This window comes from Microbacterium sp. CIAB417 (genome assembly GCF_022788845.1).
The window spans coordinates 138,864-153,247 of sequence record NZ_JAHZUT010000006.1; the positions used below are offsets into that span (position 1 = coordinate 138,864).

General features: G+C 70.9%; 12 protein-coding genes. 6 read left to right on the forward strand and 6 right to left on the reverse strand.

The features are described 5' to 3' along the window. Positions 1–25 precede the first annotated feature (25 nt). The 4 genes from KYX17_RS24295 to KYX17_RS24310 are packed head-to-tail and all read right to left on the reverse strand — an operon-like array spanning position 26 to position 4,150. Positions 26–823, reverse strand: coding sequence for an ABC transporter ATP-binding protein (locus KYX17_RS24295; protein WP_243230554.1), 798 nt, complete (start codon positions 821–823; stop codon positions 26–28). Then, complete coding sequence (locus KYX17_RS24300; protein ID WP_374208989.1) at positions 820–1,827, reverse strand: ABC transporter ATP-binding protein; 1,008 nt, start codon at positions 1,825–1,827, stop codon at positions 820–822. Before KYX17_RS24300 ends, KYX17_RS24295 begins: the two co-directional genes overlap by 4 nt. Then, positions 1,817–2,794, reverse strand: a complete 978-nt coding sequence (locus KYX17_RS24305; RefSeq protein WP_243230556.1) for a branched-chain amino acid ABC transporter permease — start codon at positions 2,792–2,794, stop codon at positions 1,817–1,819. Before KYX17_RS24305 ends, KYX17_RS24300 begins: the two co-directional genes overlap by 11 nt. Positions 2,795–2,797: 3 nt before the next feature. Then, complete coding sequence (locus tag KYX17_RS24310; protein ID WP_243230558.1) at positions 2,798–4,150, reverse strand: branched-chain amino acid ABC transporter permease; 1,353 nt, start codon at positions 4,148–4,150, stop codon at positions 2,798–2,800. 219 nt (positions 4,151–4,369) lie between these two features. Between KYX17_RS24310 and guaB the strand changes: the two genes are divergently transcribed. Next, positions 4,370–5,872 (forward strand): IMP dehydrogenase, encoded by a 1,503-nt coding sequence (gene guaB / locus KYX17_RS24315; protein ID WP_243230567.1) that lies wholly within the window; start codon positions 4,370–4,372, stop codon positions 5,870–5,872. Positions 5,873–5,959: 87 nt separating this feature from the next. Here guaB and KYX17_RS24320 read toward each other — a convergent pair whose 3' ends face one another. Further along, positions 5,960–6,358, reverse strand: a complete 399-nt coding sequence (locus KYX17_RS24320) for a hypothetical protein (RefSeq protein ID WP_243230569.1) — start codon at positions 6,356–6,358, stop codon at positions 5,960–5,962. A gap of 141 nt (positions 6,359–6,499) precedes the next feature. Here KYX17_RS24320 and KYX17_RS24325 point away from each other — a divergent pair, with 141 nt between their 5' ends. The 3 genes from KYX17_RS24325 (at position 6,500) to KYX17_RS24335 (ending at position 11,072) form a co-directional block, all read left to right on the forward strand. Continuing rightward, complete coding sequence (locus KYX17_RS24325; RefSeq protein ID WP_243230571.1) at positions 6,500–7,858, forward strand: MFS transporter; 1,359 nt, start codon at positions 6,500–6,502, stop codon at positions 7,856–7,858. Then, positions 7,855–9,306 carry an aspartate aminotransferase family protein gene (locus KYX17_RS24330; protein WP_243230573.1) on the forward strand — a complete coding sequence of 484 codons (1,452 nt, stop codon included), beginning with the start codon at positions 7,855–7,857 and terminating at the stop codon, positions 9,304–9,306. Before KYX17_RS24325 ends, KYX17_RS24330 begins: the two co-directional genes overlap by 4 nt. Before the next feature lie 77 nt (positions 9,307–9,383). After that, positions 9,384–11,072 (forward strand): ABC-F family ATP-binding cassette domain-containing protein, encoded by a 1,689-nt coding sequence (locus KYX17_RS24335; protein WP_243230578.1) that lies wholly within the window; start codon positions 9,384–9,386, stop codon positions 11,070–11,072. On the opposite strand, the gene KYX17_RS24340 is transcribed toward KYX17_RS24335, so the two are convergent. Further along, entirely contained in the window at positions 11,073–12,158 is a 1,086-nt protein-coding gene (locus tag KYX17_RS24340) for an FAD-dependent oxidoreductase (protein WP_243230896.1), read from the reverse strand. It lies immediately after the preceding gene. A 94-nt stretch (positions 12,159–12,252) separates the two neighbouring features. Here KYX17_RS24340 and KYX17_RS24345 point away from each other — a divergent pair, with 94 nt between their 5' ends. Beyond that, positions 12,253–13,371 (forward strand): GuaB3 family IMP dehydrogenase-related protein, encoded by a 1,119-nt coding sequence (locus KYX17_RS24345; RefSeq protein WP_243230898.1) that lies wholly within the window; start codon positions 12,253–12,255, stop codon positions 13,369–13,371. A 54-nt stretch (positions 13,372–13,425) separates the two neighbouring features. After that, positions 13,426–14,181, forward strand: coding sequence for an SURF1 family protein (locus KYX17_RS24350; RefSeq protein WP_243230899.1), 756 nt, complete (start codon positions 13,426–13,428; stop codon positions 14,179–14,181). The last annotated feature ends 203 nt before the right edge of the window (positions 14,182–14,384 follow it).

The following is a 14,384-nucleotide window of genomic DNA, read 5'->3' on the forward strand; positions in this document are numbered from 1 at the left end:
TCCGGAGCCCTTCTTCGTGCGTCGGTTACGCCGCGTCGGTGCCCAGGGTGCCGAGGTACAGGCCGATGACCTTGGGGTCGTTCAGCAGATCGCGCCCCGTTCCCTCGTAGGCGTCGCGTCCCTGATCGAGCACGTACCCGCGGTCGCAGATCTGCAGGCAGCGCCGGGCGTTCTGCTCCACCATGATCGTCGTGACGCCGGCCTTGTTGATGTCCGAGACGCGGATGAACGCGTCGTCCTGACGCACCGGCGAGAGACCCGCCGACGGCTCGTCCAGCAGCAGCACCGAGGGATCCATCATCAGCGCCCGCGACATCGCGACCATCTGGCGCTCACCGCCGGACAGCGATCCCGCACGCTGCTTGAGGCGCTTGCCGAGCTCCGCGAAGATGCCGGTGACGAATTCGAGCCGCTCCGCGAACGCCTTCGGGTTCTGGTACAGGCCCATCTGCAGGTTCTCCTCGATCGTGAGCGAGGGGAAGACGTTGTTCGTCTGCGGCACGAACGCGACGCCGCGCGCCACCAGCTTGTCGGCCTTCAGGCCCACGATGCTCTCGCCGTTGACGGTGATGTCGCCCTGACGCACCTGCACCATGCCGAAGATCGACTTCAGCAGCGTCGATTTGCCCGCGCCGTTCGGGCCGATGATGCCGATGAGCTCTCCTCGGCGCGCGGTCAGATGCGCTCCGTTGAGGATGTTCACTCCGGGGAGATACCCGGCGTGAACATCCGTCAGCTCGACGACGACGTCCTCTCCGGCGTGGACGCTCGGCGTCGCCTGCCCCGAGTCGGGCGAAGGGACGCCGCGGGTGTCCTCGGTCATGACTTCTCCTCCTGCGTGTCCTCGGGCGCGGGTCCGCCCTCGATCTCCGCCTCCGCCTCGGTCTCGATCTGCTCGCGGAGGCGGGTGGCCGCGGCATCCGAGACCACCGAGATGCGCCCGGTCACCGCGCCCAGGTCGACGTCCTGGTGCGCGCCCAGGTAGGCGTCCACGACAGCCGGGTCCTCCATGACCGTCTCGGGCGGGCCCTCGGCGACCACGCGCCCCTCGGCCATGACGATCACCCAGTCGGCGATATGGCGCACCATGTGCATGTCGTGCTCGACGAACAGCACGGTCATGCCGAGGTCCTTCAGGCCCAGGATGTGGTCGAGCAGCGACTGCGTGAGCGCCGGGTTGACCCCGGCCATCGGCTCGTCGAGCATCACGAAGCTCGGCTCGCTCATCAGCGCGCGCGCCATCTCGAGCAGCTTGCGCTGTCCGCCGGACAGCGAGGCCGCGAAGTCCTTCTCCTTGGCGTCCAGCTTGAAGCGCACCAGCAGCTCGCGCGCCCGCTGCTCGATCTCTGCCTCCTGATCGCGCCACAGGAACGGGAAAAGACTCGCCCAGAACCCCTCGCCCCGCTGGTGCGGGGCGCCGAGCTTCATGTTCTCGAGCACCGTGAGCAGCGACAGCGACTTGGTGAGCTGGAACGTGCGCACCTGCCCGAGCTGGGCGACCTTGAACGACGGGACCCCGGAGAGGTTCTTCCCGTCGAACGACCACGTCCCCGCGTTCGGCTTGTCGAACCCGCACAGCAGGTTGAACAGCGTGGTCTTGCCCGCGCCATTGGGGCCGATGAGCGCGGTGATCGCGCCGCGCGGGATCTCGACGTGGTCCACGTCGACGGCCGTCAGGCCGCCGAAATGACGGGTCACGCCGTCCGCGACGAGGATCGGGTCGACCTTCGCGACCCCTGGTGCCGCCGGGCCCTTGGCCAGGCCGGTCGTCTTCTGCCGCGGGGCGCTCGGCGTCGTCGGCTGCGACGGATTCACTTCACTTGACAAAGGTCATCTCCCTCTTGTTCCCGAGGATGCCCTGTGGCCGGAAGATCACGATCAGCATCAGGACGACACCGATCAGGATGTACCGGACCATGTCGGCCTGGGCGGCGCTCATGGGCAGCAGTCCGGCGTCGGCCATCGCGGGCAGGAGGCTGCCGAGGAAGGCGAACACCACCCAGAAAAGCACGGCGCCCAGCGTCGGCCCGAGCACGGTGGCCGCTCCGCCCAGCAGGAGGATGGTCCACAGGAAGAACGTCAGCGACGTCGAGTAGCTCCCGGGCACCACGGCCGAGGGAAGCACGAACACGATGCCGCCGAGTGCTCCGAGCACACCGCCGACGACGAGCGCCTGCATCTTGTACGCGAAGACGTTCTTGCCCAGCGAGCGCACCGCGTCCTCGTCCTCGCGGATGCCCTTGAGGACGCGGCCCCACGGGCTGCGCATCAGGGCCCACACCAGGAGCACCGCGAGCGCGAGCACGATGAGACCGAACACGCGCACCCACAGGTCGTTCGCGTTGTAGGTCCACGGACCGAAGCCGTAGGTGCCCGGCGGGAACGGGTTGATGTCGCGGAAGCTCTGGTGGTAGCCCGACAGTCCGCCGGCCGAGTTCGTCCACTCCTTGAACAGCTCGGTGAGGAACAGCAGGCGGACGACCTCGGCGGCCGCGATGGTCGCGATCGCGAGGTAGTCGGCGCGCAGGCGCAGGGTCGGGATGCCGAGGACGAGCGCGAACAGCGCACCGCCCGCGAGGCCGGCGAGCATGCCCGCCCACCACGGGGCGCCGAAGCTGAGGATCGCGATGGCGTAGCCGTAGCCGCCGATGGCCATGAAGGCCGCCATGCCGAAGTTCAGCAGGCCCGTGTAGCCGAAGTGCACGGCGAGGCCGGTCGCGGCCAGCGCGTAGGCCATCGTCGTAGGGCTGAACAGGTACGAGGCGGTGTTGCCGAAGATGTTGCCGAAGTCCATGCGTCAGCCCAACCTTTCCTTGCGGCCGAGCAGGCCCTGGGGCCGTACCAGCAGGATCACGATCAGCGCGACGAGGGCGCTGGCGTACTTGAGGTCGCTCGGCACACCAAGCAGCGTCGACACCTCGACCGCGAGGCCGACGATGATCGATCCGATGAGCGCGCCGATCGCGGAACCGAGCCCGCCCAGCGTGATCGCGCAGAAGATGAGCAGCAGCATCTGCATGCCCATGTCCCACTTCACGCCGGGCCGGAAGTACGCCCACAGGATGCCGGAGATCGCGGCGAGCACGCCGGCGAGGATCCACACGATGCGGATCACCTTGTCGACGTCGATGCCGGAGGCCGCGGCCAGCTGCGGGTTGTCCGAGATCGCGCGGGTGGCCTTGCCGACGCGCGTGCGCGTGAGGAAGAACGCGACGCCCAGGATCACGACCAGGCTGATGGTCATGCCGATGATGTCGATGTACGACAGCGAGATCGGCCCGAGCTTCATCGGCGTGGGGCTCGCACCCGGCAGCTGCTGCGTGCCGCCGCCGATCAGGTACTGCAGGCCGTAGCGCAGTGCGAGCGACAGTCCGATGCTCACGATCATGAGCTGCACGACGCCGAGCCCGCGACGGCGCAGCGGCCGCCACAGCCCGGCGTCCAGCGCCCAGCCGAGCAGGCCGCCCGCGGCGATCGCGGCGATGACGCCGAGCCAGACCGGCAGGTCCCAGTAGGCCGTGACGATCAGCGCGACCACGGCGCCCCACGTCACCATCTCGCCGTGGGCGAAGTTCGACAGCCGGGTCGTGCCGTAGATGAGTGCGGCACCCATCGCGGCAAGTCCCAGCAGCAGGCCGAAGTTCAGCCCGCCGACGATCCGCGACAGCAGCTGGTCGAGGAACGACGTGGTCTCGCGCACGCCCTCGCCGAGGAAGAGGTTGACGATCTTGGTGCCGGTGAGTCCGAACTCGACCTCGAACGACGCCGTCGTCCCCGACACCGGCTGCATGCCCTCGGGCAGCTGCGACGCATCCACGATCACGCCGTCCGGCAGCGTGTCCTCATCGACGGTCAGTGTGTACACCGCCCTCTCGGGCACGTACAGGCGCCACCGGCCCTCGGCATCCGTCTCGGTCTCGGCCTCGAAGCCGCCGCCCTCGACGGACATCGTGACGTCCGCGACGGGCTCGTCGTCGAACGTGATGACACCGGCGAGGTAGAAGTCGGTGACCTCCTGGCCGTCGTCGGTCTCGTCCGCCGCTGCGGGCGGTGGTGGCTGCAGCACCAGGAAGGCGAAGGCGAGGAGCGTACCGATCAGGGCGATGGCCCATCGGATTCCGCTCCGTTTCGCCGAGATCGTCGGACTCACAGAACCTCCTGTCCAGTACACAGACCAAGACGGAGTTGTTCATCGGCCCTGATGTACGACGGTACGAGCGTAGTGTGTCGATTCTGTTTCGGCCAAGGCACGATATGGCCACGGTCCGTCGCGGGCACCGGCGAGCCGCGCTCCGGGAATTTTCCCACCCCTGCGGCGCTTAGAATTGGTACACCCTCGCCGCCCGTCGCCCCCCCAGGAGGATCATCCATGGACCAGCACGATCCGTTCGGCTTCGTCGGACTCACCTACGATGACGTGCTGCTCCTGCCGGGGCACACCGACGTCATCCCGAGCGAGGCGGACACCTCCTCGCGGATCACCCGGCGCATCTCGGTCGCCACCCCGCTGCTCTCCAGCGCCATGGACACCGTCACGGAATCGCGCATGGCCATCGCGATGGCACGCGAGGGCGGCATCGGCATCCTGCACCGCAACCTCTCCATCGCCGACCAGGCCGCGCACGTCGACCGCGTCAAGCGCAGCGAGTCGGGCATGATCACCGACCCGATCACGACGACGCCCGAGGCGACCGTCGAAGAGGTCGACGCGCTGTGCGCGAAGTACCGCATCTCCGGTCTCCCGGTCGTCGACCCCGACGGCAAGCTCGTCGGCATCGTGACCAACCGCGACATGCGCTTCGTGTCCGGCTTCGAGCGCCAGACAACGTTCGTCAAGGACGTCATGACCAGCGAGGGTCTGGTCACCGCGCCCGTCGGCGTCGCCGCGGGGGAGGTCATCGCGCTGTTCGCGAAGCACCGCGTCGAGAAGCTGCCGCTGATCGACGGCGAGGGCAAGCTCGCCGGTCTCATCACCATCAAGGACTTCGACAAGAGCGAGAAGTACCCGCTGGCCACGAAGGACGACCAGGGCCGCCTGCGCGTCGGCGCGGCGATCGGGTTCTTCGGCGACGCCTGGGAGCGCGCCGAGGCGCTGCGCGATGCCGGAGTGGACGTGCTCGTGGTGGACACCGCCAACGGGCAGTCGCAGGGAGTCATCGACCTCGTCAAGCGGCTCAAGGCCGACCCGACGTTCGAGCACATCGACGTCATCGGCGGCAACGTCGCCACCCGCGAGGGCGCTCAGGCGCTCGTGGACGCCGGGGTGGATGCCGTGAAGGTCGGCGTGGGCCCGGGGTCCATCTGCACCACGCGCGTGGTCGCCGGTGTCGGCGTCCCGCAGGTCACCGCGGTGTACGAGGCCTCGCTGGCCGCCGCCCCCGCCGGGATCCCGGTGATCGCCGACGGCGGTCTGCAGTACTCCGGCGACATCGCCAAGGCCCTGGTCGCCGGCGCGGACGCGGTCATGCTCGGTTCGCTCCTGGCCGGCACGGACGAGTCGCCGGGCGAGATCGTCTTCCAGTCGGGCAAGCAGTTCAAGCAGTACCGCGGCATGGGCTCGCTCGGAGCCATGCAGACGCGCGGCAAGCAGACCTCTTACTCGAAGGACCGCTACTTCCAGGCCGACGTCCCCAGCGACGACAAGCTGATCCCCGAGGGCATCGAGGGCCAGGTGCCCTACCGCGGCCCGGTCTCGGCCGTCGCCTATCAGCTCGTCGGCGGGCTGCGTCAGTCGATGTTCTACGTCGGGGCCCGCACGATCGAGGAACTCAAGCAGCGCGGCCGGTTCGTTCGCATCACGGCCGCGGGTCTCAAGGAGTCGCACCCGCACGACGTGCAGATCGTCGTCGAGGCGCCCAACTACAAGCGCTGAGCGTCCAAGCCGAAAGACACCACGACGTCGCAGGAATCCGGGTCGGATCCTGCGACGTCGTGCTCTGCGGCGGGAACGAGGAGCGGGTCAACCGCAGGTGTAGGTGACGCCGCCCACGTCCCACACGCCGGGGCCGAGCTCCGCGCACGTGGCGAAGATGCCGGCGAACAGCGTGATCAGCGCGATGCCGACGATGATCCCCACCACGGTGAGGATCGCGCCGATGATGATGCCCGCAATCGAGAGGCCCTTGGGGGCTCCGGCCTTGCCGAGCTTCACGGTCGCGATGATGCTGATGATGAGTCCGATGAACGGCAGCACGAACGCGAGCACGAATCCGGTGATCGCGAGTCCGCGACCGGGGACCGGCGCGGGGGCCGCCGCGGGGTCGGGATAGACCGGGTACCCGGATGCCGCGGGCGCCGGCTGCCCGGTGGCGGGCGCGGGCGGGGTGTAGTTCGGCTCGGGGCTCGTGGGGTTCGTCATGTCGCTCCTGTCGAGGATGTGTTCGTGGAATGCTCCGGCCTCCGAGGGTAACGAGCGGTGCCCTGCACCCGCCACCGCCGAGCATGGGCACCTCTTCCCCGGATGCGCTGCCCGGCCTGCCGGACGCCCTAGAGTGAGCCCATGGATTCACCGGGGAGTTCTGCGCTGACCAGGGGGCAGGTCGCCCGCTACGCCATCGGGTCGCTCGGCACGGGCGGGTTCGCCACGCTGCCGGGTCTCGTCCTCGTGTATTACCTCACTGATTCCCTCGGTGTGACGGCCCTGGCCGCGGGCGCGATCGTCACGGCGGCGAAGATCTGGGACGTGCTCATCGATCCGGTCATCGGCGGCCTCAGCGACCGCTCGTATGCGCACGCCGGGTCTCGGCGTCGCTTCATGGTCCTGGGCGGCATCGGACTGCCGGTCGCCTTCGTCGCGACGTTCGCCGTGCCGGGCGGGCTGGGGCCGGTGCCCTCCGCGCTCTGGGTGCTCGTGGCCTTCATGCTCGCCGCCACCTGCTTCAGCCTGTTCCAGGTGCCCTACATCGCGTTGCCCGCCGAGCTCACCGACAGTTACCGCGAGCGCACGCGACTGCTGAGCTGGCGGGTCGTCGTGCTGACGCTGGCGATCCTCCTCTTCGGCGCGGGCGGGCCCGAGCTGCGCGGTCTGTTCCCCGACGATCCGCTGCGCGGCTACCTGGTCATGGCGCTCGTCGCCGGGATCGTGCTGGCGGCGGGGATGCTCGTGGCGGCATCCGTCGCGCCGCAGCGACCACCGCTGCCCGTCGTCGCCGGCCTGTCGATCGGTGCGCACTACCGCGCCGGGATCCGGGTGCTGCGCGAGAGCGGCCCGTTCCGGGCGCTGCTGGCGACGTTCATGATCCAGGGACTCGCGACCGGGCTCATGCTCGCCGCCGCGCAGTTCGTCGCACGGTGGATCCTCCACGACGAGGGCGCCGTGACCCCGTTGTTCGCGGCCCTCATCGCTCCGGCGCTGCTGATGGCCCCGGTGTGGAAAGCCGTCGCCGATCGCGTGGGGAAGGAGCGGGCGCTCCGGCTCGCCAGTCTGGTCTTCCTCGTGGCGACGCTCGTCCTGGTGGGGATGGCGTGGCTGCCGGGCTGGTGGATCCTCGCTCCCGTCGCGCTGGCCGGCGCCGCGTACGCCGGGATGCAGACGCTGCCGATGGCGATGCTGCCGGACGTCATCGCGCACGACCGTTCCGCGCAGCGCGGCGAGAACCGCTCCGGCGTCTTCAGCGGCGTCTGGACGGCGGGGGAGACCACGGGCATGGCGCTGGGGGCGACCGTGCTCTCGGTCGTGCTCGCCGCCACCGGGTATGTCGAGTCGACCGCCGGCGTGTCGGTCGATCAGCCGGGGGCCGCGGTCGCGGGGATCGCGGTGGCCTTCAGCGCGCTGCCCGCCGCGCTCATGGTCCTCAGCCTCGTGACCCTCTCCGGGTATCGTCTGCGCGAGCGCGACATCGTCGGGACCTCGGCGTGACCGGCATCCTCGACCGCCTCCGGAATCTGCGTGCGGCCGACGCGCCCACGCACGGCGGCCGCGTGCTCGCCTATGTCTACGACGCCGGGGTGCCCGAGCTGGACGAACTGGCGGATGCCGCGGCATCCCTCGCCCGGCCCGTGAACGCCCTCGACCCCACGGTCTTCCCGTCCGTGGCCGTCATGGAGCGGGAGGTCCTCGGATTCGTCCGTCGGGCGCTGCACGGGCGGCGCGATGTCGTCGGCTCCGTGACGAGCGGCGGCACGGAGAGCTGCCTGCTCGCCGTGAAGACCGCGCGCGACCTGTGGCGGGCCGAGCACGGGTCGACGGCGTCCGGCCGCCGTCCGCGACTGCTGGTACCGGCCACCGCGCACGCGGCGTTCCAGAAGGCGGCCAGACTGTTCGACCTGGAACTCGACACGGTTCCGTGCCGCCCGGACGGCGCGGTGGCCGCCGAGGACGTCATCGCCCGGATGGACGGGGACGTCGCGCTCGTCGTCGTGTCCGCGCCGGCGTACCCCAGCGGCGCGCTCGATCCGATCCGCGCCGTCGCCGCCGCCGCGCAGGCGCACGGCATCCGCTGTCACGTCGACGCGTGCTTCGGCGGTCTGGTGCTGCCGTGGTGGACGGATGCGCCCGCGTGGGACTTCCGGGTCACCGGCGTGACGAGCATCTCGGCGGATCTGCACAAGTATGGGTACGCCCCGAAGGGCGTCTCGGTGCTGCTGCACCGCGGGCGGCGTCAGCATCGCGCGCAGTTCTTCGCGACCACGCGATGGCCGGGCTATCCGGTCGTCAACCCGACCCTGCTCGGATCGAAGTCGGCGTCTCCGCTCGCGGCATCCTGGGCGATCGTGCAGCGGCTGGGGGACTCCGGATTCGCCGAGCTCACCGCATCGATCCGGCGAGTGGCGACGGGCATCCGGTCGGAGGTGGACGGCATCCCCGGTCTCGTCGTTCTCGGCGACCCGGTCGGCCCCGCCCTCGCCCTGATCGCGGATCCCACAGCGATGCCCGCGCTGAGGGTCGACCCGCATCGGCTCGCCGACGAGCTCGCGCGGCGCGGCTGGCGCATCCAGCATCAGCCCGGCTTCGTCCAGGCGGACGGAACCCGGCTGCCGCGCAGCGCCCACCTCACGCTCACTCCTGTGCTCGAACGGGAGCTCGGCGGGTTCCGCCGCGCTCTCGTGCAGGCGGCGGATGCCGTGCGCGGGCGTCCCCCGGCCGACGGGCGCGCGCTCGCGGCGGCGGTCCGCGCGCTCGGGTACGGGGCGCGGCGCGTCCCGGGGCCCGCCGCAGCCTGGCGGCTGCTGCGACTTGCCGGAGCGGCCCGCGCGACCTCGGACCGCCCCCTGGCGGGGCTGATGGCGCTCGTGGAGGAGCTGCCGGCGCCGGTCGCCGAGGCGCTGCTCACCGAGCTGCTCGCCCGTCTGTCCGAGCCGCGGTGAATGCCGAGTCCGCCCGCGCCCGGCGACGCTGATAAGCTGGCTGGCTTGCCATGCGGCGGGCGGAAGGACGACCCACCGTGGGCTACATCGATGTCTCGGCGATCTCGCTGACCCTGCCGGACGGCAGGCCGCTTCTCGACGAGGTGACGTTCCGCGTCGGCGCGGGATCCACCAGTGCCCTCATCGGGCCGAACGGCGCCGGCAAGACGACACTGCTGCGCATCATCCGCCAGGACACCCCCACCGACTCCGGCGTGGTCACGATCGACGGCGGGCTCGGCGTCATGGACCAGTTCATCGGGCACGGCGAGCCGGGGCAGACCGTGCAGGACCTGCTCGTGCGCGTCGCCCCGCGACGCATCCGCGCGGCCGCGGAGGGACTGGAGGCCGCCGAGAACGCGCTCATCGAACGGGACGAGAACGACACGCAGATGGCGTACGCCGCCGCCATCGCCGAGTATGCGGACGCCGGCGGCTACGAGCATGAGACGGTGTGGGACCAGTGCACCATCGCGGCGCTCGGGGCGCCGTTTGAGCGCGCACGTTATCGCGAGCTCGTCACGCTGTCGGGAGGCGAGCAGAAGCGGCTCGCACTCGAGGCGCTGCTGCGCGGACCCGACGACGTGCTGCTGCTCGACGAGCCGGACAACTACCTGGACGTCCCCGCCAAGCGCTGGCTCGAGGAGCAGTTGCGCCTCACGCCCAAGACGGTCCTGCTCGTGTCCCACGACCGCGAGCTCCTGGCACGCGCCGCGGACAGGATCGTCACGCTCGAACCCGGCGGAGCCGGTGCGACGGCCTGGGTGCACGGCGGCGGCTTCGCGACATACGCCCAGGCGCGCGAGGACCGGATGGACCGGCTGGACGAGCTCCGTCGGCGCTGGGACGAGCAGCACGAGAAGCTGCGCACCCTCGTCGCGACGCTCAAGGTGAAGGCCGAGGCGAACGACGGATTCGCGTCCCGCTATCGTGCGGCGCAGACCCGGCTGCGCCGCTTCGAGGAGGCGGGGCCGCCGCAGGAGCGACCGCCGTCGCAGGACTTCGACATGCGGTTGCGCGGAGCCCGCACCGGCAAGCGCGCGGTCGTCGCCGAGCGACTCGAGCTCACCGGGCTCATGCGGCCGTTCGATGCCGAGATCTGGTTCGGCGACCGCGTCGGCGTGCTGGGATCGAACGGCTCGGGCAAGTCGCACTTCCTGAGGCTGCTCGCGCGCGGCGGGACCGATCCGGACCCGACGCTCGGGCACGCGACCTCGACGGGGGAGCAGCTGGCCGAGGTCGCGCACGCCGGCCGTGCCACCCTCGGCGCCCGTGTCGTCCCCGGGCTCTTCGCCCAGACCCACGCGCATCCCGAGTTCGCCGGACGCACGCTGCTGGAGATCCTGCATCGCGGCGATGACCGGCGTGCCGGCCTTCCGAGGGATGCCGCGAGCAGCGCCCTGGACCGGTACGGCCTCGTCCGGCAGGCGCAGCAGAGCTTCGACTCGCTCTCCGGAGGACAGCAGGCCCGGTTCCAGGTGCTGCTGCTCGAGCTGTCCGGGGCGACGCTGCTGCTGCTCGACGAGCCCACCGACAACCTCGACCTGGAATCGGCCGAAGCGCTGGAGGAGGCGCTCGCGCGGTTCGACGGGACCGTGCTCGCCGTGACGCACGATCGCTGGTTCGCGCGCTCCTTCGACCGGTTCCTCGTGTTCGGGTCGGACGGCGAGGTGTACGCCACCGACGAACCGGTCTGGAACGAGCGCCGGGTGGCCCGCGCCCGCTGATCAGGGAAGCCGGAACGGGTCCGCCGCCCGCGCGGACGGATCGAGAGCGAGGTCGGCCAGCACCGCGCCGACCCCGGTGGCGAACTTGAACCCGTGCCCGGAGAAGCCGGCGCCGACGACGACGCGCCCGCGGCGATCCAGGACGAAGTCGCCGTCGTCGGTCGAGGTGTAGGTGCAGCTGAGGTGCACGGCCGAGTCCGGGTCGAGTCCCGGCATCCATTCCCGCACGTACTCGCGGAGGGACTCGGCGTGGGTCGTGCGGTGCGGTCGGGCATCCGGATCGACCTCATCGCCGACCTGGTGGAAGCCGACCTTCACGCCCTCGCCGGGCGTGGGCATTCCGTACACCGTGGCCGGATACGTCCCGGCGGAAACGTAGTGGTTGAACGACGGCCAGGGAACATCCGCGCGGGGACGGAAGTGCGCCGGGGTCTCCTCCGTCACCCGCAGAGGCGGGAGCCCGATGCCGCCCAGAAGCTTCGCGCTCCAGGCGCCGGCCGTGACGACCACCGTGCCGGCGCGCAGCGTCGTCCCGTCGGACAGCGCGAGCACCGCGCTCGCCGGATCCTGGCCGATGCGCTCCACGGGCGTCTCCCAGCGGACCTCCCCGCCGCCGGCGAGGATCCGCCGCTCCAGCTCCCGCAACGCGTCCGCCGCGCGCACGACGCCCGCGTCCGCCGACCAGAGCACGTCCGTGGCGAAGCGGATGCCCGGCCACCGGAGCGCGGCCTCAGATGCCGTCAGCAGCTCCGCGGGAATGCCGCGCGAGACGAGCGCGGCCTGCACGGATGCCACGTCGACGTCGCCGTGCGTCACCAGGCCGTGCAGCCGCAGCAGAGGCGCGCCGTCCACGGGCCCGAGGGCGTCCCACCCGGCGCGGGCCAGGGTCAGCAGATCGAGGTAGTGCTCCTCGGCGTAGGCGTTGTTGAAGTTGCGGGTCGCGCCGTGCGATGCCCCATGTGTGTGACCGCGCGCGAATCGCTCCAGGACGACGGGACGGTGCCCGCGCCGCACCAGCTCCCACGCGGTCGCGAGTCCCATCACGCCGCCGCCCACGACGGCGACGTCCACGGCATCCTGCGTCATCTCGACCTCCAGCTCGCTGCCAGTCTGCCAGCCGCGGTGCGCGCCGAGCCGCGAGAAGGCGGTCGCGGGGTCCGGGTAGGCTGGACGGGTGACCATGGACATCGAGCTCGGCCGAGGCAAGCGCGCGCGCCGCGCGTACACGTTCGACGACATCGCGGTGGTGCCCTCGCGACGCACGCGCAATCCCGAGGACGTCTCGACGGCTTGGACGATCGACGCGTACGGCTTCGACATCCCGGTACTGGGCGCACCGATGGACTCGGTCGTGAGCCCGGCGACCGCCATCGCCCTCGGGCGTCTCGGCGGCCTCGGCGTGCTCGATCTCGAGGGTCTGTGGACGCGGTACGAGGACCCGGAGCCGCTGCTGGCAGAGATCGCGGGCCTGGCCCCCGAGAAGGCGACGCAGCGCATGCAGCAGCTGTACAGCGAGCCGATCAAGCCCGAGCTCATCAAGGCGCGTCTGGCCGAGATCCGCGCGGGCGGTGTCACGGTGGCGGGATCCCTGACTCCCCAGCGCACCCAGGAGCTGTACGAGACCGTCGTCGCGGCGGGCGTCGACCTGTTCGTGATCCGCGGGACGACGGTGTCGGCCGAGCACGTCTCGAGCGCCGCCGAGCCGCTGAACCTGAAGAAGTTCATCTACGACCTCGACGTTCCCGTGATCGTGGGCGGCGCGGCCACCTACACTGCTGCCCTGCACCTGATGCGCACGGGTGCCGCCGGCGTGCTCGTGGGCTTCGGCGGGGGCGCCGCGTCGACGACGCGGGCGACCCTCGGCATCCACGCACCCATGGCCACGGCCGTCTCCGACGTCGCGGCTGCGCGCCGCGACTATCTCGACGAGTCCGGCGGCCGTTACGTGCACGTGATCGCGGACGGCGGCGTCGGCACGTCGGGCGACATCGTCAAGGCCCTCGCGATGGGCGCGGACGCGGTCATGCTCGGCGTCGCGCTGGCACGCGCGACCGATGCGCCGGGGCGCGGCTTCCACTGGGGCCCCGAGGCGCACCACCCCAAGCTCCCGCGCGGTCGCCGCGTGGCGGTCGACGGCATCGCTCCGCTGGAGGAGATCCTCTACGGGCCGGCGCCGGTCGCCGACGGCACGGCGAACCTCATCGGGGCGCTGCGCAAGTCCATGGCGACGACCGGGTACTCCGATCTGAAGGAGTTCCAGCGCGTCGAGGTCGTGCTCGCCCCCTACGAGCAGGGCTGAGTCCGTTCCGCCGTGACGACACCCGAGGTCTTCCCGCCGACTCTGCGCGAGGTCATGCTGCGTCCGCGCTGGATCGGCGTGCTCGGGCTGTGCCTGCTGGTCGCCGGCGTGTTCGCGTTCCTCGGCCAGTGGCAGCTCGGTCGTGCGATCGAGACCGACCCCCCACCGGCCGGCGTGACCGAGGAGCTCCGGCCCCTCGCAGACGTCGTGGAGCCCGGCGCGTACCTGCCCGAGCCGTACGTCGGACAGCGCGTCGAGACGAGCGGCACCTGGGTCGGCGGCGACTTCCTCGTCGTCTCGTCCCGGTTCAACGACGACGTCGAGGGGTACTGGGTCACCGGTCAGCTCCGCGTCGCCGACGGCGTCTCGATCGCGGTCGCCCTCGGGTGGGCTCAGGATCGGGAGGACGCGGATGCCGCGGCCGCCGTGCTGGAGCAGCAGGCCGCGGGCGCCGAGGCGTCGATCACAGGACGACTCATCTCGGACGAGGGCGTGCAGGTGCCCCCGCCCGGCGACCCGCAGCGCATGGACCGGATGTCTCCGGCGGCGCTGCTGAGCCACTGGCACGACACCGAGCGCCTCGAGGTGTACCGTCCCTACCTGGCCAGCGCGTCGGCTCCGGAGGGGCTCGTCGACATCTCATCCCCGGCCCCGGACGAACTGTCCCCGGTGAACTGGCTCAACGTCTTCTACGCGGCCGAGTGGGCGATCTTCGCCGGCTTCGCGTTCTACATCTGGTACCGGCTCGCGAAGGACGCCTGGGAGCGCGAGAGCGAGGACTTCGAGGACACGGTCGCCGCGGCATCCTGAGCGGGTCTGCCGAGCCGGCTGCGCATCCGAGCACCGGAGGCCGCGCATCCGAGCGGGTCCGCGGCCGATCGATGCAGCTCCGGTGAGCAGTCGGTGACCAATCGGCGAACATCATTGATCCTGTCCCTGCCTCTCCGTATGCTCCAGACATGTGTGCGCGCTGTGAGCGCTCACCGCGGCGCTTCACAAGAGCCGCCGCCGCA